Here is a 23,943-nt window from a genome sequence, read left to right as displayed (position 1 = left end):
CCGGCACCGGCACGTGGGGCGTGTGCGGATGCGTCGTCGAGCCTAGTCCGGCACGCGCCCGCACGCCGTCGGCGTGCCGGGGACCGAGACGCACGGGCCGCCCGTACGCTCGCCGCGTGAACCCTGCCGGACCCGAGGACGTCCCCGCCGAGTTCGTCCGCGCGCTGCGTTCCCTGCGCGGTGTGCCCGTACGGCCCGAGGTCGTGCTCGACGAGGTCCCCGGTCCCGCCCGCATCGCGCCCTTCTCCGCCGCCCTCACCGCCGAGGTCCGCACGGCCCGCCGCTCGGTGGCCGCGGAGGACCTCGCGTCCGGGCGGTTCGTCGTGCTGTACGACCCGCAGGGCCAGGAGGCGTGGGAGGGCTCGTTCCGGCTCGTCACGCTCGTGCGCGCGAGCCTGGAGGCCGAGGTCGGCAACGACCCCATGCTCGCGGAGGTGGCCTGGTCCTGGTTCCACGACGCCCTGGGGTCGGCGGGTGTCGACCCGCACGCGGCGGGCGGCACCGTGACGCGCGTGCTGTCGCAGAGCTTCGGCGCGCTCGACCGCCGCGAGGAGCAGACCGAGCTGGAGATCCGCGCGTCGTGGACGTCCTGGGACGAGCAGCTCGGCCCGCACCTGACGGCGTGGTCCACGCTGCTGTGCACGGCCGCGGGGCTGCCACCGCTCCCCGAGGGCGTCGTCCCCCTGCCGCGCCGCTGACGGCCGCCGGGTGCCCCCGCTCAAGTCCGTCGCTGCCGCTGCCGATGCACCGGACGTGACCATCGAGCCTCTCCGCCGCGACGTCCGCGACGTCCGCGACCTCCCGGCCCGTCGTGCGCCCGGCGTCACGGGCCTGCCCACGTCCCGGCGTACGCCCGCTGCCGCGCCCGCACGGCACCCGATGTGCGTGGTCGTCACGCAGATCGGCGACGGCGAGGGCAGCACCCTCGTGCGCGCCCTGCAGCGCCGGGGCGCCCACCGCGTCGTCGTGCTCGCCCGCCGCGCGGGTCGCGAGGAGCTGCGCACGCTGCTGGCCGGCGGGCTGCGCGGCGGGGTCGCCAGCACGACCGAGGTCTCCACCGCGCCGGTCCGCGTGGCGCCCCCTCCGGTCCAGCCGACCGCCGAGCTCAGCGCGCGTGAGCTGTCCGTGCTCGCCCGCGTCGCCGAGGGCCGCACCAACCGCCTCATCGGCGAGGAGCTGGGTCTGTCCGCGCTGACGGTCAAGAGCCACCTCGCACGCATCTCCCGCAAGCTCGGCACGGGCGACCGGGCGGAGCTCGTGGCCATCGCCATCCGCAACCGGATGATCGACTGACCGCTCCGGACGACCCTGCAGGTGGCACCTTCCGGGAGCGGTGAGCACGTCGGAACCCGCCCGCCCGGACGTCGCGCCACGCACGACGCGCGCGCCCCCTGCACGGACGTGCTGCCCGCGTCGCCTACGGTGGTCGACATGAAGGCGGAGGCGTCGCAGGACACCCCGGGCACGGACGATGGCTCGGAGGTGACGGCGCCCGTCGTCGTCCCCCTGCTGGAGCCCGCCGACGGCGTCCCGGAGGTGGTCGCCACCCCGGCGGCCCTCGCGGCGACGGTCGCGGCGTTCGCCGCGGGGACCGGGCCGGTCGCGGTGGACGCCGAGCGCGCGTCCGGCTACCGCTACGGCCAGCGCACCTACCTGGTCCAGCTGCGACGCGAGAACGCCGGCACGGCGCTCATCGACCCCATCGCGCTGCCCGACCTGTCGGCCCTGTCCGACGCGCTCGTCGGTGTCGAGTGGGTCCTGCACGCAGCGTCGCAGGACCTGCCGGGGCTCGCCGAGCAGGGCATGCACCCGTCCCGGGTCTTCGACACCGAGCTCGCGGCCCGGCTCCTGGGCATGGACCGCGTGGGCCTCGCCGCGGTCGTCGCGGACACGCTCGGGCTGGGGCTGGCCAAGGAGCACTCAGCCGTCGACTGGTCGACCCGACCGTTGCCGCCGGAGTGGCTGCGGTACGCCGCGCTGGACGTCGAGGTGCTGATCGAGGTCCGTCAGGTCCTGGCCGAGCGTCTCGCGGTGTCGGGCAAGGCGGGATGGGCGCTCCAGGAGTTCGAGGCGGTACGGACGGCACCACCCCCGGCGCCGCGCGTCGAGCCGTGGCGGCGCGTCTCCGGCCTGCACAACGTCCGCGACGCGCGTCGCCTGGCGGTGGTCCGCGAGCTCTACGCCACGCGCGACCGCAACGCCCGCGAGCGCGACATCTCCCCCGGCCGCGTGCTGCCCGACGCCGCCATCGTCGCCGCTGCGCAGGCCCTGCCCCGCACGGTCGGGCAGCTCGTCGCGCTGCCCGCGTTCGCCGGCAAGGGGACGCGCCGGCGTGCGGCGCTGTGGCAGTCGGCGATCGACCGTGCCGTCGCGCTGCCCGACGACGAGCTGCCGGCGACGCGGGGCCCGGCGACCGACGGCCCGCCACCGGCGAGGGTGTGGGCCGACCGCGACCCCGCCGCCGCGCGACGGCTGGCCGCGGCGCGGGCGGTCGTGACCGAGCTCTCGCAGGAGCACAGCGTGCCGGTGGAGAACCTCGTGCAGCCCGACCTGCTGCGCCGGCTCTGCTGGTCGCCGCCGGTGCCGCTGGACGAGGCGGGCGTCGCGGCGGCGATGACCGCGGGTGGCGCACGCGCCTGGCAGGTGGAGCTCCTCGCGGAGCGGCTGGCGACGGAGCTCGACGGCGCCTGAGCGGCGCTCGCGGGGCCCCGAGATCGTCGGGACGCCGCTGTTACTCTTGAGTAACTTCGTGCGTCCAGGGACCATGGTCCCGATCACGCACGGCCGCGCCCCGCGCGGGCTCCCGGACACCGCCGTCCCCCAGGAGGACTGATGCCGAGCACGTCCCGCCCCGCCGACGCACGGGTGCCCGCCGCCCGCCGCGTCGTGTTCGTCGACGGGGTGCGCACCCCGTTCGGCCGCGCCCGCAAGGACGGCCTGTACGCCCACACCCGCGCCGACGACCTGGCCGTGCGGACCGTCCGCGAGCTGCTGCGCCGCCATCCCCAGCTGCCGCCCGAGCGCGTCGACGACGTCGCCCTGGCCGCGACCACGCAGCAGGGCGACCAGGGCCTGACCCTCGGACGCACCGTCGCGATGCTCGCGGGCCTGCCGGCCACCGTCCCCGGATTCGCGATCGACCGCATGTGCGCCGGTGCCATGACGGCCGTGACGACCACGGCGGCCGCGATCGGGTTCGGTGCGCAGGACGTGACCGTCGCCGGGGGTGTCGAGCACATGGGCCACCACCCGATGGGCTTCGACGCCGACCCCAACCCCCGCTTCCTCGCCGAGCGGATCGTGGCGGCCGACGCCCTCAACATGGGCGTGACCGCCGAGAACCTGCACGACCGGTTCCCCGCCCTGACCCGCGAGCGCGCCGACGCGTACGGCGTCGCGAGCCAGGAGAAGTACGCCGCGGCGCTCGCGTCGGGGCGCATCGAGCCCGACCTGGTGCCCGTCGCGCTGCGCGACCCGGAGCACGGCTGGGGCCTGGCGACGGCCGACGAGCCGCCGCGCCCCGGCACGACCGTGGCGGCGATAGCGGGCCTGCCCACGCCGTTCCGCGCGGGCGGTCGCGTCACCGCCGGCACGTCGGCACCCCTGACGGACGGTGCGGCCTCGTGCCTCCTCGCCGCCGAGGACGTCGCCCTCGAGCTCGGGCTGCCCGTGCGCATGCGCATGGTCTCCTTCGCCTATGCGGGCGTCGAGCCCGAGGTCATGGGCCTGGGCCCGGTCCCCGCGACGCACAAGGCGCTCGAGCGCGCCGGCCTGTCGATCGACGACATCGGCCTGTTCGAGATCAACGAGGCCTTCGCCGTGCAGGTGCTCTCCTTCCTCGACGCCTTCGGCATCGCCGACGACGACCCGCGCGTCAACCCGTACGGCGGCGCGATCGCGGTGGGCCACCCGCTCGCGTCGTCCGGGGTGCGGCTGATGACGCAGCTCGCGCGCCAGTTCGAGGAGCACCCCGAGGTGCGGTACGGCATCACGACCATGTGCGTCGGGCTCGGCCAGGGCGGCACCGTCATCTGGGAGAACCCCGCCTACGACGCCGAGGAGGCAGCCCGATGAGCACGTCCGCACGGCGCCCCGAGCGCGTCACCCACGCCCTCGTCCGCGACGTGCCCCTGCCCGGTGGGCTGGGCACGCTCGCGCTCGTCACGCTCGACAACGGCCTGGACCACACCAAGCCGACGACGCTCGGGCCGCAGGGCATCGCCGAGCTCACCGCCGTGCTGCGCGCCCAGCAGGTGCGCGCGGCGGCGGGCGAGATCGCCGCGCTGGCCGTGACCGGCAAGCCGTACTACCTGGCGGCGGGCGCCGACCTGACCCAGGTCGCGACGGTCGCGTCGCGCGAGGAGGCCCTCACGCTCGGCCGCGGCGGCCACGAGGCGTACCGGCTGCTCGGCGAGCTCGGCGTCCCCACCTTCGCGTTCGTCAACGGCGTCGCCCTCGGCGGCGGCCTCGAGGTCGCGCTCAACTGCGACTACCGCACGGCTGCGGCCGACGTGCGGGCCCTGGCCCTGCCCGAGACCGGTCTGGGCCTCGTACCCGGCTGGGGAGGTGCGTACATCGTGCCGCGGCTCGTCGGCATCGAGAAGGCGCTCGAGGTCGTCCTGACGCGCCCCGCCGCCAACAAGCCGTACACCGCGCGGCAGGCCGCCGAGATCGGGCTCGTCGACGTGGTGCTGGAGCCGGCCGACTTCCTCGAGGAGTCCGTGCGGTGGGCGGCACGCGTCCTGTCGGGCGAGGTGAGCGTCGAACGGCGCCCGCTCGACGACGCCGGCACGTGGGACGCCGCCGTGGCGGCCGCGCGTGCGCGCCTCGACGCGGTGGTGCACGGCTCACGACCCGCACCCGGCCGCGCGCTCGACCTCGTGGCGGCCGCCCGCGACGCCGACAGGGACGCCGCCTTCGCCGCCGAGGACGAGGCGCTGGCCGACCTCATCATGAGCGACGAGATGCGTGCGAGCGTCTACGCGTTCGGCCTCGTGCAGGGCGGCAAGAGGCCGACCGGTGCGCCGGACGCGTCGCTCGCGCGACCGGTCACGCGCGTCGGGGTGGTCGGTGCGGGGCTCATGGCCGCGCAGATCGCCCTGCTGTTCGCACAGCGGCTCGGGGTGCCCGTCGTCATGCGGGACCTCGACGAGGACCGCGTCGCGCAGGGCCTGGGCAACGTGCGCTCGACGGTCGAGCGGCTCGTCTCCTCGGGCCGCATGACGTCCGACGCGGGCGCCCGCGTCGTCGCGCAGGTCACCGGGTCGACCGACATCGGCGTCTTCGCCGCCTGCGACCTCGTCATCGAGGCGGTCACCGAGGTGCTCGGCCTCAAGAAGCGCGTGCTCGCCGAGCTCGAGGGCGTCGTCGCTCCCGACACGGTCCTCGCCACCAACACCTCGGCGCTGTCGGTCACGCGCATGGCAGCGGACCTGCAGCATCCCGAGCGGGTCGTCGGCCTGCACTTCTTCAACCCGGTCGCGGCGATGCCGCTGGTGGAGGTCGTGCAGGCGGAGCACACGTCGGACGAGGCGCTGGCGACAGCGTTCGCGGTCGTCGCGAAGCTGCGCAAGACCGCCGTCCTCGTGAAGGACCGGCCCGGCTTCGTCGTCAACCGGCTGCTCGTGCTGCTGCTCGGCATCATCGTCGACGCCGTGGAGCACGGCACGCCGGTCGAGGTCGCCGACCGTGCGCTGGACCCGCTCGGCCTGCCGATGCCGCCGTTCGAGCTGTTCGACCTCGTCGGGCCGGCCGTCGGGCTGCACGTCCTGACCTCGTTGCGCGAGGACCTGGGCGAGCGGTTCCCGCGCTCCCCCGGCCTCGAGAAGCTCGTCGCCGACGGCACCACGGTGGTGACGCCGGCGCCGGCCAAGGGCCTGCCGAAGCGTGTCGACCCGGCCGTCCAGGACGTGTTCGACGCCGCCCGGGAGACGGGCGCCGACGCCCCGCTCGACGAGGCCGGCGTGCTCCACGCCGTCCTGACGGCGCTCACCGTCGAGATCGGCCACATGCTCGACGAGGGCGTCGTGACGACCCCCCAGCAGATCGACCTCTGCATGATCCTGGGCGCGGGCTGGGGCTTCCACCTCGGCGGCATCACGCCGTACCTCGACCGGCGCGGCTACAGCGAGCGCCTCCTGGGCCGCCGGCTCCTCCTCGACGGTCTCGCCAACGTCCCCACCCCCTGACCAGGTGGTGAGAGAGCGATCCGGTCACGCCACGGGCAACCGGATCGCTCTCTCACCCCCAACCCCCCACCCAGCGCGCGAGAGAGCAATCCAGTCACGCCCGCGGCCACCGGATCGCTCCCGCGCCCCCAAGAAGACCCCCCACCCAGCGCGCGAGAGAGCAATCCAGTCACGCCCGCGGCGGCCGGAACGCTCTCTCACCACCGGATCGTGAGCCGACCACAGGCCCCGCCGTAGCACCGTGAGTCCCCCGATCTGCGTCCCGCGGACCGGCGAACGGCCCACCCGCCGAGCATCGACGCATGACTCCTGCACCGGTTCTCGACATGCGGCGACTGCGGGCCGACGGTGTGACGTGGGCGCAGGTGCAGCGCCTGATCGCGTCGGGCGCGTACGTGCCGGTGTTCCGCAGCGTGCTGGTTCGTCGTGCGCTGCTCGACGATCCCGAGGTGCGGGCCGCGGCCGTCCGCGCGGTGCTGCCACCCGGCGGGGCCGTCTGCCGTGACACCGCTGCGTGGCTGCACGGCATCGACGTGCGCGCGCCCGGCCTGCACCTGCGCCCGCCCCGTCTGCAGTGCGTCGTCCCGCCCGGCACGGCACGGGTCCGTCGTCCAGGCCTGCAGTGCTGGCTCGCGGCGCTGACGGACGAGGACGTGCGGGACATCGGCGGCGTGCCCGCGACGACGCCCGTGCGGACCGCCCTCGACCTCGCGCGGTACGCGCCCCGGTACCTGGGCCTCGCGGCGGTCGACGCGTACACCCGCCAGCTCGTCGAGCTCGGGCACCTCGTCCGACGGGCACGCGAGCTGTCGGGTGCGCGCAACATCGCGCGCGCACGGCTCGTCCTGGAGCTGTGCGATCCCGCGGCCGAGTCGGCGGGTGAGTCGTGGCTGCGCCTGCGCCTGTTCGAGGCGGGCCTGCCCCGTCCGGAGGCGCAAATCAGCATCCGCGACGGCGGGCGGGAGGTCTACCGGCTCGACATGGGTTACCGGGAGGCACGGGTCGCCGTCGAGTACGACGGCGAGGCCCACCACCACATGACGGCAGCCCAGCAGACGGTGGACGAGCACCGCCGGGCCGACCTCCACCGACGGTTCGGATGGCACGTCATCGGCGTGCACCGGGGCGACGTGCTCGGCCGCAGGAACGATCTCGAGCGCACGGTGGCCGGCCTCATCGGCCACACCGGCGTCCTGCTGGCGCGCCAGGAGTGGTGAGCCGTCGCGCCTCGTCCGCGACCCCGCGGACGACAGTGCGACGCTCCTGCGGCACACGACTCGATCGCTCTCTCGCCACCGGGCGGGGGTGGGACCCGCAGGAGCGCGTGCCACCTCCGACGGGAAAGCTCTCTCGGGCCCCCTTTGAAGGGGTCGGGTGCCGCGCCCGGGTCACGTCAGCGTGACTGGATTGCTCTCTCGGCGAGAGGGGGGGTGGGGGGGTGGGGGGCTAGAAGGTGGTCAGGCCTCGGGCGCGGAAGACGTCGCGGACCGCCTCGGTGGCCTCGCGCGACGGGGGCTCGGTGTCCTCGAGCTCGTAGCGCATGCCCAGGTCGGCCCACTTGTCGCGGCCCATCTGGTGGAACGGCAGCACCTCGACGCGCTCGACGGCCTCGCCGAGGGACGCGACGTAGTCCGCGACCGCCTCGACGTTCTCCGGGGCGTCGGTGAGCCCGGGGACCAGCACGAACCGGACCCACATGCGGTTGCCGCGCGCGGCCAGCCGTCGACCGAAGTCGAGCGTGGGCGCCAGCTCGCGCCCGGTGACCCGCTGGTACGTCTCGGGGAGGCCGGACTTCACGTCGAGCAGGACGAGTGACACGTCGTCGAGCATCTCGTCGGTCGCCTGGGCGCCGAGGAAGCCCGACGTGTCGAGCGCGACCGGCACGTCCATGGCAGCCGCGCCGCGCACCAGCCGGCGCACGAAGGCCGGCTGCATGAGCGGCTCGCCGCCCGAGATCGTGACGCCGCCGCCCGTCGCGCGGAACACCCCGCGGTAGCGGGCGATGCGCGCGAGGAGCTCGTCGGCGGCGACGTCGGTCCCCCGCCGCATCTGCATCGTGTCGGGGTTGTGGCAGTACAGGCACCGCAGCGGGCACCCGGACAGGAAGATCGTCAGACGCGTGCCGGGGCCGTCGACCGCCGTGACGAGCTCCCACGAGTGCACCGACCCGAGGCGCCCTTCGCGGACGGCGGCAAGGCGCTCGCTCCGCTCGGCCTCGGCCGTCTCCAGCCCGGCGGTGCCGTGCCCCTGCGTGCGCGTGTGCGACCCGCCGACGAGCGGCATGCCGAGCGGCACGACCGGTGCGCCGGTCGGCTCGGTGGTGGTGGTCATCGTGGCCTCGCACAGGTCGGTGGTGCCGGGAGGGGGCCCGGCCCGGCGGTGGGGGGAGACCGCCGGGCCGGGGAACGGGTCAGACCCCGCCGTGGAAGGTGCGGGACAGCACGTCGAGCTGCTGCTCACGCGTGAGCCGCACGAAGTTCACGGCGTAGCCCGAGACACGGATCGTCAGCTGCGGGTAGTTCTCCGGGTGCTCCATGGCGTCCAGGAGGGTCTCGCGGTTCAGCACGTTGATGTTCATGTGGTAGCCGGCCGACAGCACGTACGCGTCCAGCAGGCCGACGAGGTTGGTCACCTGCTCGTCCTGCGTGCGTCCCAGCCCGGAGGGCACGATCGTCGACGTCAGCGAGATCCCGTCCTGCGCCTCCGAGTACGGGAGCTTCGCGACCGACAGCGCCGAGGCGAGCATGCCGTGGGTGTCCCGGCCGTTCATGGGGTTGGCGCCCGGGGCGAAGGGCTCGCCCAGCCTGCGCCCGTCCGGCGTGGACCCGGTGTTCTTGCCGTACACGACGTTCGACGTGATCGTCAGCACCGACTGCGTGTGCAGCGCGTTGCGGTAGGTCGGCACGGCGCGGATCTTCTCCATGAACCGCCGCACGAGCCACACGGCGATGTCGTCGGCCCGGTCGTCGTCGTTCCCGTACGACGGGAAGTCGCCCTCGACCGTGTACTCGGTGATGAGCCCGTCGGCGGTGCGCAGCGGCCGCACCGTCGCGTACTTGATCGCCGACAGCGAGTCCGCGACCACCGACAGGCCGGCGATGCCGCAGGCCAGCGTCCGCAGGACCGTGCGGTCGTGCAGGGCCATCTCGATGCGCTCGTAGGCGTACTTGTCGTGCATGTAGTGCACGCAGTTCAGCGCGTCCACGTACGTCTCGGCCAGCCAGTCCAGCGTCCGGTCGAACTTGGCGAGCACGTCGTCGTAGTCGAGCACGTCGCCCTCGACGGGTGCGCTGACGGGGGCCACCTGCTTGCCCGTGATCTCGTCGCGACCCCCGTTGATCGCGTACAGCAGCGCCTTGGCGATGTTGACGCGCGCACCGAAGAACTGCATCTGCTTGCCGACCCGCATCGGGGACACGCAGCACGCGATCGCCGCGTCGTCGCCCCACGAGTCGCGGATGAGCTCGTCGGACTCGTACTGGATCGCCGAGGTGTCGATGGACACCTGCGCGCAGAACCGCTTGAAGCCGTCGGGGAGCCGCTCGCTCCACAGCACGGTCATGTTCGGCTCGGGCGCGGGACCCAGGTTGTACAGGGTCTGCAGGAAGCGGAACGACGTGCGCGTGACGAGCGGGCGCCCGTCCTCGCCGATGCCGCCGATCGACTCGGTCACCCACGTGGGGTCGCCCGAGAAGAGCTGGTCGTACTCCGGCGTGCGCAGGAACCGCACGATGCGCAGCTTGATGACGAAGTCGTCGATGATCTCCTGCGCCTGCTCCTCGGTGAGGAGACCGGCCTCGATGTCCCGCTGCAGGTACACGTCGAGGAACGTCGACGTGCGGCCCAGCGACATCGCGGCGCCGTTCTGCTCCTTCACGGCTGCGAGGTAGCCGAAGTACAGCCACTGCACGGCCTCGCGGGCGTTCGTCGCGGGCCGGGAGATGTCGTAGCCGTAGGAGGCGGCCATGGCCTTGAGCTCGCCCAGTGCGCGGATCTGCTCCGAGAGCTCCTCGCGGTCACGGATGACGTCCTCGACGGACCGCTCCATGTCGAGCGAGGCCTTCTCGAGCTTCTTGGCGGCGACGAGCTGGTCGACGCCGTACAGCGCGACGCGGCGGTAGTCGCCGATGATCCGGCCGCGGCCGTAGGCGTCGGGCAGGCCCGTGATGATGTGGGACGAGCGCGCGGCGCGGACGTTCGGGGGGTACACGTCGAAGACCCCGTCGTTGTGGGTCTTGCGGTACTTGGTGTAGATGTCGACGATCTCCTGCGGCGCCTCGTACCCGTAGGTCTCGAGCGAGGTCTGCACCATCCGCCAGCCGCCGTTGGGCATGATCGCGCGCTTCAGCGGGGCGTCGGTCTGCAGGCCGACGATGACCTCGTTGGTCTCGTCGATGTAGCCGGGTGCGTGCGACGTGATGGTCGAGGGCTTCGTCGCGTCGACGTCGTAGACGCCCTTCTCGCGCTCCTCGGGGAACATCTCCGAGAGCGTGGCCCAGATGCCCGTGGTGCGGGCGGTGGGGCCGGCGAGGAAGCCGGCGTCGCCCTCGTAGGGCGTGTAGTTGCGCTGGATGAAGTCGCGGACGTCGACCTGGTCGGTCCACGGCCCGGTGACGAATCCTTCCCAGGCCTCCGGCACGGCAATGTCGCTGCGGTCGCTGGGTACGGCTGTGATGGACATCTGGGTCTCCCTGGGGTCCGGGTCGATGTCTCCGACGCTACGGACCAAATGATGGGATGTCTTGGGACCTCCGTCCCCGCCCGGTCACACCGCCCGTGACGCCGAGCACACCCCGGTCGTCGGGCCGGGCGTCACCGCGCGCGCAGCGCCGCCAGCACGTCGCCCGCGACGTCGTGCGGGCCGAGCCGCAGCTCGTCGACGATCTCGTCGCGCGACGCGTGCTGCAGGAAGACCGCCGGCACGCCGAACGACTGCACGGGCGTGCGCACGTCCGCCTCCCGGGCCCGCTGACCCAGCAGCGCCCCGATGCCGCCGTCGACGAGCCCGTCCTCGAGGGTGACGACGTGGTCGTGCTCCCCCGCGAGCTTGACGAGCGACGCCGGGACCGGCAGGGCCCAGCGCGGGTCGACCACCGTCACCGCGGTGCCGTGCGCGGCGAGCAGCTCGCCGACCGCGAGCGCGGTGCCGACCATGGAGCCGATACCGACGACGAGCACACGCGTGCTCTCGCCGGGGTGCCGCGCGAGGACGTCGACGCCGTCGACGTCCTCGAGGGCGGGCACCGGGTCCCCCATCGTGCCCTTGGGGTACCGCACGACCGTGGGTGCGTCGTCGACGTCGACCGCCTGACGCAGCGCGGCGCGCAGCGTCGGCTCGTCACGGGGGGCGGCGAGCCTCAGGCCGGGCACGATCGAGAGCATCGCGAGGTCCCACATGCCGTTGTGGCTGGCACCGTCGTCACCCGTGATGCCGGCCCGGTCGAGGACGAACGTGACGCCCGCGCGGTGCAGCGCGACGTCCATGAGGACCTGGTCGAAGGCGCGGTTGAGGAACGTGGCGTACACGGCGAGGACCGGGTGCAGCCCCGCGAAGGCCATGCCTGCGGCGGAGGTCGCCGCGTGCTGCTCGGCGATCCCGACGTCGAACACGCGCTCGGGGAACTCGGCGGCGAACGGCGCCAGGCCCACGGGCTGCAGCATCGCCGCGGTGATCGCGACGACGTCGGGGCGGCGGCGACCGATGCGCACGATCTCGTCGGCGAAGACGCTGGTCCAGCCGAAGCGCGAGGGCGCGAGCGGCAGACCCGTCTCGGGGTGGATCTTGCCGACCGCGTGGAACCGGTCCGCGACGTCCTGCTCGGCCGGGGTGTACCCGCGGCCCTTCTCGGTGATGACGTGCACGATCACCGGCCCGCCGAACGCCCGCGCCCGGCGCAGCGCACGCTCGACGGCCTGCTCGTCGTGCCCGTCGACCGGGCCGATGTACTTCAGGCCCAGGTCCTCGAACATGCCCTGCGGCGCGACGACGTCCTTGATGCCCTTCTTCAGGCCGTGCAGCGCGTCGTAGGCCAGCCGTCCGGGCGGCCCGGATCGGCGCAGCGTCGTCTTGCCCCACGTCAGCACGGACTCGTAGCCCTGCGTCGTGCGCAGCGTGTCGAGGTGCTGGGCGAACCCGCCGATCGTCGGCGCGTAGGACCGGCCGTTGTCGTTCACCACGACGACGAGCCGGCGGTCCACGCCGGCGGCGATGTTGTTGAGCGCCTCCCAGGCCATGCCACCGGTGAGTGCGCCGTCGCCGATGACCGCGACGGTGTGGCGGTCGCTCTCGCCGCGCAGCTGGCGCGCCTTGGCGATGCCGTCGGCCCACGACAGGGCCGTCGACGCGTGCGAGTTCTCGACCACGTCGTGCTCGGACTCGGCACGGCTCGGGTAGCCCGACATGCCGCCGCGACGTCGCAGCGCGGAGAAGTCCTGCCGCCCCGTGAGCATCTTGTGCACGTACGCCTGGTGGCCGGTGTCGAACACGATCGTGTCGCGCGGGGAGTCGAACACGCGGTGCAGCGCGATGGACAGCTCGACGACGCCGAGGTTGGGCCCGAGGTGACCCCCGGTCCGCGAGACCTGGTCGACGAGGAACGCACGGATCTCGCTCGCGAGCTCACCGACCTGGCGCGTCGAGAGCCGACGCACGTCCTGCGGCGAAGAGATGCGGTCGAGCAGCCCCACGTGGGCCTCCCTGTCGTGCCGGTCCGGTGCGGTCCGGCGGTGTGCGGACATCCCACTCTAGGTCCCGGCCAGCGGTCCGTCCTGCCGCGTCCGCGGCGGACGGCGCCGGCGCCACCGGCGTCGGGCGACGACCAGCGCCCAGACCGCCAGCGCCACGACGAGCAGCACGAGCACGGGCAGGAAGACCGCGATGAGGCTCAGGCCGATCGACGCACCGTCCTCGAGCGTGGAGACGACGGGCGCGCCGAGCCCACCCGTGCCCGCGTTGACCACGGGCCGGGCCGCGGCCTTGCCGGCGTGCACGAGCCCGGCGACCGCGACACCTGCCGCGATCGGCAGCCACGGGTTCTCCTGGAACCACGACGAGCCCTCGAGCTGCTCCGCAGCCGACGTGGCGGCGAACACGATGCCCCCGGTCGCGGGCCGGATGAACGTCTGGATCGCGTCGTTGACCGTGTCGACCGCCGGGACCTTGTCGAGCACGACGTCGGCCAGCAGCAGCAGCGCGCCGATCCCGATCGCCCACCAGCTCTCCATCCAGGCGAGCCCGGACGGCAGCGCGACGAGGTCCGTGAAGCGCGCGAGCAACGCGACCAGCAGGAACGGGATGTAGGCGTTGAGGCCTGCCGCGGCCGACAGGCCGATCCCCGTGAGCGCGACCAGCATGACCGGGACACTACCGGCGCGGGCGCGGCGGTGGAGCGGCGCCCCGCCCCTGCGGCCCGATCGTTAGGATGACGCGGAAAGGGGACCCCCATGCGCTTCCTCACCGGCCACGCGGCCGCGTCCGACCTCACCTATGGCGACGTCTTCCTCGTGCCCTCACGCTCCGAGGTCGTCTCACGCTTCGACGTCGACCTCGCCACGGGCGACGGCACGGGCACGACCATCCCGGTGGTCGTCGCGAACATGACGGCCGTGGCGGGTCGCCGCATGGCCGAGACCGTGGCCCGCCGCGGCGGCCTGGCGGTCCTCCCCCAGGACACCCCGGAGGCGGTCGTCCGCAAGGTCGTCTCGACCGTCAAGCAGCGCCACCCCGTGGTGGAGACCGCGACCGTCGTGGCACGCGACGACACGGTCCACACCGCGCTGAGCCTGATCGCGAAGCGCTCGCACGGCGCTGCGGTCGTCGTCGACGACGGCCGCCCGGTCGGCGTCGTCACCGAGGCGGACTGCCAGGGCGTCGACCTGTTCACGCAGGTCGACCAGGTGATGACGCCCGACCCGACGACCGTGGACCTCGCCGTGATCGAGGAGGGCGGCACGCACGGCCTCGAGGACGCGTTCGAGCAGCTCCATCGCTCACGGCGCCGCTTCTCCCCCGTCGTGTCCGACGGCCGCCTCGTCGGCGTGCTCACACGGGTGGGCGCGTTGCGCTCGTCGATCTACACGCCCGCGCTCGACGCGCAGGGCCGGCTGCGCATCGCGGCCGCCGTGGGCATCAACGGCGACGTCCGCGCCAAGGCCGCGCACCTGCTCGACTCGGGCGTCGACGTGCTCGTCGTCGACACCGCGCACGGCCACCAGCGCAAGATGCTCGACGCCCTCGCCGCGGTCCGCTCGCTCGACCCGCAGGTGCCGGTCGTGGCGGGCAACGTCGTGACGGCGGCCGGCGTCCGGGACCTCGTCGAGGCCGGCGCGGACATCGTGAAGGTCGGCGTCGGTCCCGGCGCCATGTGCACGACGCGCATGATGACCGCCGTGGGACGCCCGCAGTTCTCCGCCGTGCTCGAGTGCGCCGCCGAGGCGCGTCGTCTCGGCAAGCACGTCTGGGCGGACGGCGGCGTGCGCCACCCCCGCGACGTGGCGCTCGCGCTCGCCGCCGGCGCCTCGCAGGTCATGGTCGGGTCCTGGTTCGCCGGGACGCACGAGTCGCCCGGGGACATGCGGACCGACTCGCAGGGCCGGCTGTACAAGGAGAGCTTCGGCATGGCGTCCGCGCGTGCGGTGGCGGCGCGCACGCAGGGCGGGTCGGCGTTCGAGCGGGCCCGCAAGGGCCTGTACGAGGAAGGCATCTCGCACTCGCGGATGTACCTCGACCCGCGGCGCCCCGGCGTCGAGGACCTGCTGGACCAGATCACGTCGGGCGTGCGCTCCGCCGCGACGTACGTCGGTGCGACGAACCTCGCGGAGCTGCACGAGCGGGCCGTCGTGGGCATCCAGTCCGCCGCCGGCTACGACGAGGGTCGTCCGCTGCCCGACGGCTGGTGAGCCGCGTGCGTCCCGTCCTGGTGGTCACGCACGCCCCGCACGAGGGGCCGGGCGCGGTCGCGCGCGCCCTGGCGGACGTGCCGTACGGCGTGCGCACCGTGCTGGACGTCGCGGAGCCGCGGCTGCCCGCGCTGGCCGACGTGTCGGGCATCGTCGTGATGGGCGGGGCCATGGACGCCGACGACGTCGCCGGGCACCCGGGGCTCGCGGCCGAGCGCGGGCTACTCGCGGCCGCGGTCGACGCCGACGTCCCCGTCCTGGGGATCTGCCTCGGGCACCAGCTGCTCGCCCTCGCGCTCGGTGCGCGGCTGCACCGCCGCACGGCCCACGAGGTCGGGTTCGCCCCCGTGCGGGTCGTCGCGGACGACCCCGTGCTCGGGGGCCTCGGCGCCGCAGGTTCCGCGCCGACCGTCCTGCACTGGCACAGCGACGAGGTCGACCTGCCCGAGGGTGCGACCCTCCTCGCGTCGAGCGGGACCACGACCGTCCAGGCGTTCCGCGCGGGCAGCGCGGTCGGCCTCCAGTTCCACCCGGAGCTCGACGCCGCGATGCTCGACCTCTGGCTCACGACGCCCGACATGGTCGCCGGGCTCGAGGACGACGAGGTCGCGGCGATCCGCGACGACGGGGCACGCCACCTGCCCGCGCTGGTGCCGGCGTCCGCGCGGGCGTTCGGTGCGTTCGCCGAGCAGGTCAGGGCACGCGGATGACGCCCCGGAGCGTCGCGGACGCGCGCGCCGACCTGGTCCGCGTGGCGCGCGAGGGGGTCATCTGGCCGGGCGTCCCGCCGCGGCGCGACGACGGCACCCCACCTGCGCGCCGTTCGGCGGTTCTCGTGCTCTTCGGCGTGCTGGACGCGGTGCCCGCGCACGGGGACACCCTGCCCGTGCCCGCCGAGCTCGACGTGCTGCTGCACCGGCGGGCCGCGACCCTGGCCCACCACCCGGGGCAGGTCGCGTTCCCCGGCGGCGGCATCGACCCGCAGGACGACGGACCGGTCGGAGCGGCGCTGCGCGAAACGGTCGAGGAGACCGGGCTCGACCCGTCCGGGGTCGACGTGCTCGGCACGCTCGCCGACGTCCCGGTGCCGGTGAGCGACAACCTCGTCACACCCGTCCTGGCCTGGTGGTCGGTGCCGTCCCCCGTCGTGGCGGTCGACCACCGCGAGGCCGTGGACGTCTTCCGGGCGCCCGTGGCCGACCTCGTCGACCCCTCCCGCCGCGGCGTCGTCGTGCACGCCGCGGGTCGGGGCCGCGCCCGCACGCCCGCGTTCGAGCTCGACGGCGGCGTCGTCGTGTGGGGGTTCACGGCGCTCGTGCTGGCGCGCGTGCTCGACGCCGCGGGCTGGTCGGTCCCGTGGGACCGCTCGCGGGTCGTCTCGCCGTGACCGCCCCGTCGCCCCGCCACCCGAAGATCGAGGTCGACGTCACGGCCGACCTCGCGCGGGCGCTGCTGGCCGAGCAGCACCCCGACCTGGCCCACCTGCGCCTGCACGGCCGCACGTTCGGCTGGGACAACCTCACGTGGCGCCTCGGCGACCACCTCGCGCTGCGGTTCCCCGTCCGGGAGATGTCCGCCCTGCTCGTCGAGCACGAGCAGCGCTGGCTGCCCGTCCTGGCCCCGCGGCTGCCCGTCCCCGTGCCGGTCCCCGTGCGCGACGGTGCTCCGGGGCTCGGCTACCCGTGGGTGTGGAGCGTGGTGCCCTGGCTGGGCGGCGAGGTCGTCGCCGCCACCGAGCCGTCGACGCGGACGACGTGGGCGGCCGAGCTCGCCGGCGCGCTGGCCTCGCTGCACGTGCCCGCCCCCGCCGACGCCCCGGTGAGCCTGCACCGCGGTGTCGCCCCGGCCACGCGCGACGACGTCGTCAGCGGCCGACTCACCGCCGACCTGCCGCACGCGGACGCGCTGCGCACCGCGTGGCGCGCGGGCGTGGCGGCACCGCCGTGGCGCGGTCCGGCGCTCTGGGTGCACGGCGACCCGCACCCCGGCAACCTCGTCACCGCGGACGGGCACCTCACGGGGCTCCTCGACTTCGGTGACCTGTGCTCCGGCGACCCGGCCAGCGACCTCGCGACCGCGTGGATGACGTTCGACACGGCCGGCCGCGCCGCCTTCGTCGCCCGCACGCAGGCCGCGCGCGCGTGGGACGACGCGACGTGGGTGCGGGCGCGCGCGTGGGCGGCCGCGATGGTGCCCGTGCTGCTCGCCCATCCCGAGGAGTACCCGTTGATGGCCGCCGTCGGGCGGCACGCGGCGGACGAGCTCGCGCTCGACTGACGCGCGTCGGCCGCTGACGGCCCGACCCGGCGCGCGCGTCACGCAGCGCCGACGCGGACCCTCAGCCGCGACCGGTGAGGTCGACAGCGTGGAGCTGTGCCTTGACCGACAGCTCGGCGGCCTTGAACGCGTGCTGCTGGGTCATGGCGTTCTCGGTGCGGTTCAGGCAGTCGAGGACCAGCTCGCCGAAGTACGGGTAGCCCACCTCGCCCGTGAGGTGGAAGGCGGTCTCCTGCTCGCCGTTCGCGAGGTAGAGGTGGCCGCCGGTGGACTGCGGCTCCCCGAGCTGCATGTACTTCCGCTGCTCGATGAACCCCTCGGTGCCCAGGATGATCGAGCGACCGTCGCCCCAGGTCTGCAGGCCGTCCGGGGTGAACCAGTCGCAGCGGAAGTAGCCGGTGGCGCCGTTGTCCATGACGAGCATCGCGTCGCCGAAGTCGTCGAGCTCCGGGTGCTCGGGATGGTGGTAGTTGGCGACCTGCGACCGGACGACCTCGCCGTCCGACGCACCCGTGTAGTGCAGGATCTGCTCGATCTGGTGCGAGCCGATGTCGCACAGGATGCCGCCGTACCGCTCCTTCTCGAAGAACCAGTCCGGGCGCCCCCTGCCGAGCCGGTGCGGGCCTGTGCCGATGACCTGCAGGACGCGCCCGATCGCACCCTGCGCGATCAGCTGCGACGCGAACACGGCCGTCTCCACGTGCAGCCGCTCCGAGTAGTACACCGCGTACTTGCGGCCCGTCCGGGCCACGGCGTCCTTCGCGGCCGCGAGCTGCTCGAGCGTCGTCAGCGGCGCCTTGTCGGTGAAGTAGTCCTTGCCCGCCTCCATGACGCGGATGCCCAGCGCGCAGCGCTCGGAGGTGACAGCGGCGCCGGCGACGAGGTGCACGGCGGGGTCGTCGAGCACCTCGGCCTCGCTGCGCGCGATCCTGACGCCGGGGTGGCGGGCGGCGAAGGCCGCGGTCTTGCGCGCGTCCGGGTCGTAGACCCAGGCCAGCTCGGCGCCCGCACCGATCAGGCCGCCGACCTGGCCGTAGATGTGCCCGTGGTCCAGGCCGACCGCGGCGATGGTGAACTCCCCCGGTCCCACGACGGGTGCGGGGACGGGGTCGGGGGCGTAGGTCGAGCCGTCGGTCCTGCTCATCGGGCGTGCTCCTCGGATGTCAGAGCCTGGCGGGCGCGCAGGCCGGGGCTGGGATCGGCGCGGCGCTCGACGCGCCCGCACCACCGGTGACGATGTCGGGTCAGGCGTGCGGGCCGGGCGAGCCGCCGAGGGAGATCACGCCCTCCTGCGACGCCACCGCCCCGGTCTTCTCGTGGTAGCGCGGCGCCTGCGCCAGCAGCGCCTCGCCGGTGTACCACGGGGACGCGGGATCGAGCGGCAGGTCCACGGGCCGACGCTCGATCGCGGCCTGGTAGATGGCGGTGACCACCTCGACCGTGCGGCGCCCGTCCTCACCCGTGATCGCCGGCGCGCGGCCGGCGACGAGCGCGTTCACCACGTCACCGAGCTGGCCCGCGTGCCCCTCGTGGACGAGCGGTACGCGGTCGGCGGCAAGCTTCTCGATGCGGGCGACCAGGTCGGTGTTGCCGCCGCGCGCCGGGAAGCCGTTGGGCTGGGCGGACTCCGCCGCCACCGACCACGGCTGGGCGACGGCGGCGTCGCGGCCCTGGACCGCGAAGGCCTGCTGCTCGCCGTGGTGGACGACGGACGCCGTCAGCGTCGCGATCGTCTGCTCCCACTCGAGCAGCGCGACGGAGAGGTCCTCGACCTCGGAGTTGTCGTGCCAGGCGTTCGTCATCACCGCCGTGACGCGCTCGGGCCGGCCGAGCATCCACAGCAGGAGGTCGACGTGGTGGATCGCGTGGTTGAGCGTGGGGCCGCCGCCCTCGGACTGCCAGGTGCCCCGCCAGTCCAGGTCGTAGTACGGCGTGCCGCGCCACCACGCCGAGTCGACACGCGCGTGCGACACCGGTCCGAGCAGTCCCGAGTCGATCGTCTCCTTCACCGCGGCGAGGTCGTTGCGGAACCGGTTCTGCGCGACCACGCTGAGCGTCTTCCCGGCCTGGCGTGCGGCCGCGAGCATCTCGTCGCAGTCGGCGACCGAGGGTGCCATCGGCTTCTCGACGAGGACGTTCTTGCCCGAGCGGAGCAGGTCCACGGTGACGGACCGGTGCGACGACGGCGGCGTGCAGACGCTCACCAGGTCGACGTCGTCACGAGCCAGGAGCTCGTCGTAGGTGACCACGTCGGCGTCGGCGAGCCCCGAGGCGGCCTTCGTGTCGTGCGCCCGGGACGCCACGGCGTCGTGCAGCGCGACGACGCGGCACTCCTCCGGGAACGCCGCGTACCCCGCGAGGTGCGCCGCAGCGATGCTGCCGGTCCCGACGACCGCGATGTTGAGCATGGTCCGAGCTCCTTGTCGTGATACGTATCGGCAGTGATACGTATCACGATAGGATGCGGGTCGCGGGTACGTTCGTCAAACCGACGCCGTCGCGTGTCGCCGGGGTGCGTCCCTGCCGGCAGGAGCCCACCCGCAGCGGAGGATCGACATGCACGCACCGCGCGCCACCAGCCGCGACGTCGCACGCCTGGCGGGCGTGGCGCAGTCGACGGTCTCCTACGTGCTCGCGGGCAAGGGGTCGATCTCCCCCGAGACGCGCGAGCGCGTCCGGCAGGCCGCCGAGCAGCTGCACTACCAGCCGAACCTCGCTGCCCGCGCGATGCGCACGCGCCGCACCGGACGCGTGGCGGCCGTCATGGGCCTGCCGACCTACAACCCCGCCGCCATGCTCGCGGGCGCCTCCGCCGCCGCGCAGGGCGCGGGCTACCTCATGGACGTCCTCCACGTCGACGGCAGCATCGAGACCCGCAGCGAGCGCGTCCTCGAGCTCGCGCGGTCCGGCCAGTTCGAGGGGGTCCTCTCCTTCACCCCGCTCCAGCCCGCCGCCGAGGACCTCGCGCCGACCGACGTCCCCGTCGTGGTGTCCGAGACGTTCGACGACGAGATGCACGCCGCCGGGGAGCTCGTCGACGCCTCACCGGTCGTGGCGTTCGTCGAGCACCTGGCCGCGCTCGGACACGCGCGCTTCCTCCACGTCGCCGGCCCCTCCCAGTACGCCTCCGCCGTGGCACGCCGCATCGCGTACCTGGCGACCGTGGAGCGCCTCGGCCTGACGTCGCTCGGCGTGGTCGAGGGCGACTGGTCCGGCCAGGCGGGCCTCGACGCGATCCTGTCGCTGCCCGAGGACGCCCCGCCCCTCGCCGTCATCGCGAGCAACGACCTCGTCGCCGTCGGCGTGATGCGTGGTGCCGCGCAGCGCGGTTGGTCCGTCCCCGGGGACGTCAGCGTCACCGGGTGGGACAACGCCGACGTGGGGCCCTACCTGACACCGTCCCTCACCACCGTCGACACCGACCGCGCCGAGGCCGGACGGCGCGCGATGCGGCAGCTCGTCGCGGCCCTGCGCCAGGAGGCGGCCCCCCACGGTCTCCCCCCGCTCACCACCATCGTCTGGCGCGAGTCCACCGCCCCACCCGCGGACCGGACCGCGCGGCCGTGACGTGCCGTCGTCCCGCGACGACGTCCCCGCCGGTCAGCGCCAGGACGACGCGACGTGGGGACGCACGCCCGTGAACGGGGCGAGGGGCGCCCCGCCGAGCGGGACGCCCCTCACCTCGTCGGTGCCGTCGTCTCAGGCGACGCCGGCCACCTGCCGCAGCACGTACTGCAGGATGCCGCCGTTGCGGTAGTAGTCCGCCTCGCCCGGGGTGTCGATGCGCACGACCGCGTCGAACTCGACGACCGTGCCGTCCGCGCGGTGCGCGGCCACCTTGACCGTGCGCGGCGTCGTGCCCTCGTTGAGCGCGGTGACGCCCGTGATGTCGAACGTCTCGGAGCCGTCGAGGCCCAGCGAGTCGGCCGTCTCGCCCTCGGGGAACTGCAGCGGCAGCACACCCATCCCGATGAGGTTGGAGCGGTGGATCCGCTCGAAGCTCTCCGTGATGACCGCGCGCACGCCGAGCAGCCGCGTGCCCTTGGCGGCCCAGTCGCGGGACGACCCCGAGCCGTACTCCTTGCCGCCGAGGATCACGAGCGGCACGCCCGCGGCCTGGTAGGCCTGCGACGCGTCGTAGATCGTCGTCTGCTCGGTGCCGCCGTCGAGCCAGTTGACCGTGAAGCCGCCCTCGACGCCGGGGACCAGCTGGTTGCGCAGCCGGATGTTGGCGAACGTGCCGCGGATCATGACCTCGTGGTTGCCACGGCGCGAGCCGTAGGAGTTGAAGTCGCGGCGCTCGACACCGTGCTCGGCCAGGTACAGGCCGGCCGGGCTGTCCGCCTTGATCGAGCCGGCAGGGCTGATGTGGTCGGTCGTGACCGAGTCACCCAGCTTGGCGAGCACACGGGCACCCGAGATGTCGGTGACGGGGTCCGGGGTGGCGCCCATGCCCTCGAAGTACGGGGGCTTGCGCACGTAGGTGGACTCGGGGTCCCAGTCGAAGACGTTGCCCTCGGGCGTCGGCAGCGCGCGCCACCGCTCGTCACCGGCGAAGACGTCGGCGTAGTCGTCCGTGAACATCTGACGGTCGATCGAGGAGTCGATCGTGGCCTGCACCTGCTCCGGCGTCGGCCAGATGTCGCGCAGGAACACCGGCTCCCCCGCCTCGGTGGTACCCAGCGGCTCGTTCTCGAAGTCGAAGTCCATCGTCCCGGCCAGCGCGTAGGCGATGACGAGCGGCGGCGAGGCGAGGTAGTTCATCTTCACGTCGGGGTTGATGCGGCCCTCGAAGTTGCGGTTGCCCGAGAGCACCGACACGACGGACAGGTCGTGCTCGTTGACGGACGCCGAGATCTCGTCGGCCAGCGGGCCGGAGTTGCCGATGCACGTCGCGCAGCCGTAGCCGACCAGGTGGAAGCCGAGCTTCTCGAGCGCCGGCCAGAGGCCCGCCTTCTCGTAGTAGTTCGTCACGACCTGCGAGCCGGGCGCCATCGACGTCTTGACCCACGGCTTGGCCGTCAGGCCCTTCTCGACCGCGTTCCTGGCGACGAGCGCCGCGGCGAGCATGACCGAGGGGTTCGACGTGTTGGTGCAGCTCGTGATCGACGCGATGACGACGTGGCCGTGGTCGAGCTCGGTGCTCGTCCCGTCGGCCAGCGTGACCGGCACGCGCTTGTGCGGGCGCCGGACGGAGTCGCCGGCCGCCACCTGCGAGGGCTTGTCGGACGCGTCCTCGTGCTCACCGGCCGCGATGGGGTCGGACGCCGGGAACGTCTCGGCGACGGACTCGTCGAGAGCGCTGAACGGTGCGGCGTCGTGCGGGTCGACGTAGTCGAGGATCGACGTCGCGAAGGACTCCTTGGCCGCCGTGAGCTCGATGCGGTCCTGGGGACGCTTGGGTCCGGCGATCGACGGGACCACGCTGGACAGGTCGAGCTCGAGGTACTCCGAGTACACGGGCTCGACGTAGCCGGCCGACTGCGGGTCGTGCCACAGGCCCTGCTCCTTGGCGTACGCCTCGACGAGCGCGAGCTGCTCCTCCGAGCGGGCGGTGAGCCGCAGGTAGTCCATCGTCACGCCGTCGATCGGGAAGATCGCGGCCGTGGAGCCGAACTCCGGGCTCATGTTGCCGATGGTGGCGCGGTTCGCCAGCGGCACCGACGCGACGCCGTCGCCGTAGAACTCGACGAACTTGCCGACCACGCCGTGCTGGCGCAGCTGCTGGGTGATCGTCAGGACGACGTCGGTCGCGGTCACGCCGGACGGGATGGCGCCGGTCAGCTTGAAGCCGACGACCCGCGGGATCAGCATCGAGACGGGCTGGCCGAGCATGGCCGCCTCGGCCTCGATGCCGCCGACGCCCCAGCCGAGCACGCCCAGGCCGTTGACCATCGTCGTGTGCGAGTCGGTGCCGACGCACGTGTCGGGGTACGCCTTGCCGTCACGCACCATGACGACGCGTGCCAGGTACTCGATGTTGACCTGGTGCACGATGCCGGTGCCCGGCGGGACGACCTTGAAGTCGTCGAACGCCGTCTGGCCCCAGCGCAGGAACTGGTAGCGCTCGAAGTTGCGCTCGTACTCGAGCTCGACGTTGCGCGCGAACGCGTCGCGACGACCGGCGACGTCGATCTGCACGGAGTGGTCGATGACGAGCTCGGCCGGCGCGAGCGGGTTGATCCGCTCAGGGTCCCCGCCCAGGTCCGCGACCGCCTCACGCATCGTCGCGAGGTCCACCACGCAGGGCACGCCCGTGAAGTCCTGCATGATGACGCGCGCCGGCGTGAACTGGATCTCCGTGTCGGGCTGCGCCTGCGGGTCCCACGCGGCGAGCGCGCGCACGTGGTCCGCGGTGATGTTGGCGCCGTCCTCGGTGCGCAGCAGGTTCTCGGCAAGGATCTTCAGGCTGTAGGGCAGTCGCTCCACGCCGGGAACGGCCGCGAGCCGGTAGACCTCGTACGAGGCGTCACCGACCTCGAGAGTTCCCTTCGATCCGAAGCTGTCGACGCTGCTCACGGGTGCTCCTTCGCTGGCGGTGTCCGGGCGTTGCGAGGCCCGGCGTGTCCGGGGTGGCCTG

18 protein-coding genes are annotated in these 23,943 nt (G+C 73.6%); 11 read left to right on the top strand and 7 right to left on the bottom strand.

Annotation, left to right across the window (positions count from 1 at the left end):
* The first annotated feature begins 116 nt into the window (after window positions 1–116).
* The 6 genes from KKR89_RS08450 (at window position 117) to KKR89_RS08425 (ending at window position 7,405) form a co-directional block, all read left to right on the top strand.
* Entirely contained in the window at window positions 117–698 is a 582-nt protein-coding gene (locus tag KKR89_RS08450; RefSeq protein ID WP_208194962.1) for a DUF3000 domain-containing protein, read from the top strand.
* Window positions 699–753: 55 nt separating this feature from the next.
* Window positions 754–1,293, top strand: a complete 540-nt coding sequence (locus KKR89_RS08445; RefSeq protein ID WP_251141076.1) for a helix-turn-helix transcriptional regulator — start codon at window positions 754–756, stop codon at window positions 1,291–1,293.
* Between the two features lie 138 nt (window positions 1,294–1,431).
* Window positions 1,432–2,691, top strand: coding sequence for an HRDC domain-containing protein (locus KKR89_RS08440; protein ID WP_208194961.1), 1,260 nt, complete (start codon window positions 1,432–1,434; stop codon window positions 2,689–2,691).
* Between the two features lie 141 nt (window positions 2,692–2,832).
* A complete protein-coding gene (locus KKR89_RS08435; protein WP_208194960.1) occupies window positions 2,833–4,074 on the top strand; it encodes a thiolase family protein in 1,242 nt (413 codons plus the stop codon).
* Complete coding sequence (locus KKR89_RS08430; protein ID WP_208194959.1) at window positions 4,071–6,188, top strand: 3-hydroxyacyl-CoA dehydrogenase NAD-binding domain-containing protein; 2,118 nt, start codon at window positions 4,071–4,073, stop codon at window positions 6,186–6,188. The genes KKR89_RS08435 and KKR89_RS08430 overlap by 4 nt, the downstream gene beginning before the upstream one ends.
* Before the next feature lie 302 nt (window positions 6,189–6,490).
* Entirely contained in the window at window positions 6,491–7,405 is a 915-nt protein-coding gene (locus KKR89_RS08425) for a type IV toxin-antitoxin system AbiEi family antitoxin (RefSeq protein WP_208194958.1), read from the top strand.
* A gap of 229 nt (window positions 7,406–7,634) precedes the next feature.
* On the opposite strand, the gene pflA is transcribed toward KKR89_RS08425, so the two are convergent.
* The 4 genes from pflA to KKR89_RS08405 form a co-directional block, all read right to left on the bottom strand.
* On the bottom strand, window positions 7,635–8,519 hold the full coding sequence (pflA, locus tag KKR89_RS08420) for a pyruvate formate-lyase-activating protein (RefSeq protein WP_208194957.1): 885 nt from the start codon (window positions 8,517–8,519) through the stop codon (window positions 7,635–7,637).
* A gap of 79 nt (window positions 8,520–8,598) precedes the next feature.
* A complete protein-coding gene (pflB, locus tag KKR89_RS08415; protein ID WP_208194956.1) occupies window positions 8,599–10,869 on the bottom strand; it encodes a formate C-acetyltransferase in 2,271 nt (756 codons plus the stop codon).
* 131 nt (window positions 10,870–11,000) lie between these two features.
* Window positions 11,001–12,875, bottom strand: a complete 1,875-nt coding sequence (dxs, locus tag KKR89_RS08410) for a 1-deoxy-D-xylulose-5-phosphate synthase (protein WP_208194955.1) — start codon at window positions 12,873–12,875, stop codon at window positions 11,001–11,003.
* 57 nt (window positions 12,876–12,932) lie between these two features.
* Entirely contained in the window at window positions 12,933–13,541 is a 609-nt protein-coding gene (locus tag KKR89_RS08405; protein WP_208194954.1) for a DUF4126 domain-containing protein, read from the bottom strand.
* A 90-nt stretch (window positions 13,542–13,631) separates the two neighbouring features.
* Between KKR89_RS08405 and KKR89_RS08400 the strand changes: the two genes are divergently transcribed.
* From KKR89_RS08400 to KKR89_RS08385, 4 genes are read left to right on the top strand one after another with little or no spacing between them, the layout of a single operon-like run.
* Complete coding sequence (locus tag KKR89_RS08400; RefSeq protein ID WP_191779217.1) at window positions 13,632–15,086, top strand: GuaB1 family IMP dehydrogenase-related protein; 1,455 nt, start codon at window positions 13,632–13,634, stop codon at window positions 15,084–15,086.
* Complete coding sequence (locus KKR89_RS08395; RefSeq protein WP_208194953.1) at window positions 15,083–15,796, top strand: type 1 glutamine amidotransferase; 714 nt, start codon at window positions 15,083–15,085, stop codon at window positions 15,794–15,796. The genes KKR89_RS08400 and KKR89_RS08395 overlap by 4 nt, the downstream gene beginning before the upstream one ends.
* A complete protein-coding gene (locus tag KKR89_RS08390; RefSeq protein WP_208194952.1) occupies window positions 15,793–16,473 on the top strand; it encodes an NUDIX hydrolase in 681 nt (226 codons plus the stop codon). The genes KKR89_RS08395 and KKR89_RS08390 overlap by 4 nt, the downstream gene beginning before the upstream one ends.
* Entirely contained in the window at window positions 16,470–17,363 is an 894-nt protein-coding gene (locus KKR89_RS08385) for an aminoglycoside phosphotransferase family protein (RefSeq protein WP_208194951.1), read from the top strand. Before KKR89_RS08390 ends, KKR89_RS08385 begins: the two co-directional genes overlap by 4 nt.
* A 61-nt stretch (window positions 17,364–17,424) precedes the next feature.
* Here KKR89_RS08385 and KKR89_RS08380 read toward each other — a convergent pair whose 3' ends face one another.
* Window positions 17,425–18,507 carry a Gfo/Idh/MocA family protein gene (locus tag KKR89_RS08380; protein WP_208194950.1) on the bottom strand — a complete coding sequence of 361 codons (1,083 nt, stop codon included), beginning with the start codon at window positions 18,505–18,507 and terminating at the stop codon, window positions 17,425–17,427.
* A gap of 100 nt (window positions 18,508–18,607) precedes the next feature.
* Window positions 18,608–19,771 carry a Gfo/Idh/MocA family protein gene (locus KKR89_RS08375; protein WP_208194949.1) on the bottom strand — a complete coding sequence of 388 codons (1,164 nt, stop codon included), beginning with the start codon at window positions 19,769–19,771 and terminating at the stop codon, window positions 18,608–18,610.
* Window positions 19,772–19,919: 148 nt separating this feature from the next.
* Here KKR89_RS08375 and KKR89_RS08370 point away from each other — a divergent pair, with 148 nt between their 5' ends.
* Window positions 19,920–20,930, top strand: coding sequence for a LacI family DNA-binding transcriptional regulator (locus KKR89_RS08370; protein WP_208194948.1), 1,011 nt, complete (start codon window positions 19,920–19,922; stop codon window positions 20,928–20,930).
* A 132-nt stretch (window positions 20,931–21,062) separates the two neighbouring features.
* Here the strand turns inward: KKR89_RS08370 and KKR89_RS08365 are convergent, their stop codons facing one another.
* Window positions 21,063–23,882: an aconitate hydratase gene (locus tag KKR89_RS08365; protein ID WP_208194947.1), complete on the bottom strand. Its 2,820-nt coding sequence runs from the start codon at window positions 23,880–23,882 to the stop codon at window positions 21,063–21,065.
* Window positions 23,883–23,943 lie beyond the last annotated feature (61 nt).

Source organism: Cellulomonas dongxiuzhuiae, assembly GCF_018623035.1.
GTDB lineage: Bacteria > Actinomycetota > Actinomycetes > Actinomycetales > Cellulomonadaceae > Cellulomonas > Cellulomonas dongxiuzhuiae.
The sequence above is the reverse complement of the archived record's forward strand: the minus strand, read 5'-3'. Positions and strand labels throughout refer to the sequence as shown.

Coding starts and splice junctions, on each gene's coding strand:
- KKR89_RS08440 (WP_208194961.1), top strand. CDS start 1,432: ATGAAGGCGGAGGCGTCGCAGGACACCCCGGGCACGGACGATGGCTCG.
- KKR89_RS08390 (WP_208194952.1), top strand. CDS start 15,793: ATGACGCCCCGGAGCGTCGCGGACGCGCGCGCCGACCTGGTCCGCGTG.
- KKR89_RS08425 (WP_208194958.1), top strand. CDS start 6,491: ATGACTCCTGCACCGGTTCTCGACATGCGGCGACTGCGGGCCGACGGT.
- pflA (WP_208194957.1), bottom strand. CDS start 8,519: ATGACCACCACCACCGAGCCGACCGGCGCACCGGTCGTGCCGCTCGGC.
- pflB (WP_208194956.1), bottom strand. CDS start 10,869: ATGTCCATCACAGCCGTACCCAGCGACCGCAGCGACATTGCCGTGCCG.
- KKR89_RS08380 (WP_208194950.1), bottom strand. CDS start 18,507: ATGAGCAGGACCGACGGCTCGACCTACGCCCCCGACCCCGTCCCCGCA.
- KKR89_RS08405 (WP_208194954.1), bottom strand. CDS start 13,541: ATGCTGGTCGCGCTCACGGGGATCGGCCTGTCGGCCGCGGCAGGCCTC.
- KKR89_RS08370 (WP_208194948.1), top strand. CDS start 19,920: ATGCACGCACCGCGCGCCACCAGCCGCGACGTCGCACGCCTGGCGGGC.
- KKR89_RS08375 (WP_208194949.1), bottom strand. CDS start 19,771: ATGCTCAACATCGCGGTCGTCGGGACCGGCAGCATCGCTGCGGCGCAC.
- KKR89_RS08430 (WP_208194959.1), top strand. CDS start 4,071: ATGAGCACGTCCGCACGGCGCCCCGAGCGCGTCACCCACGCCCTCGTC.
- KKR89_RS08435 (WP_208194960.1), top strand. CDS start 2,833: ATGCCGAGCACGTCCCGCCCCGCCGACGCACGGGTGCCCGCCGCCCGC.
- KKR89_RS08400 (WP_191779217.1), top strand. CDS start 13,632: ATGCGCTTCCTCACCGGCCACGCGGCCGCGTCCGACCTCACCTATGGC.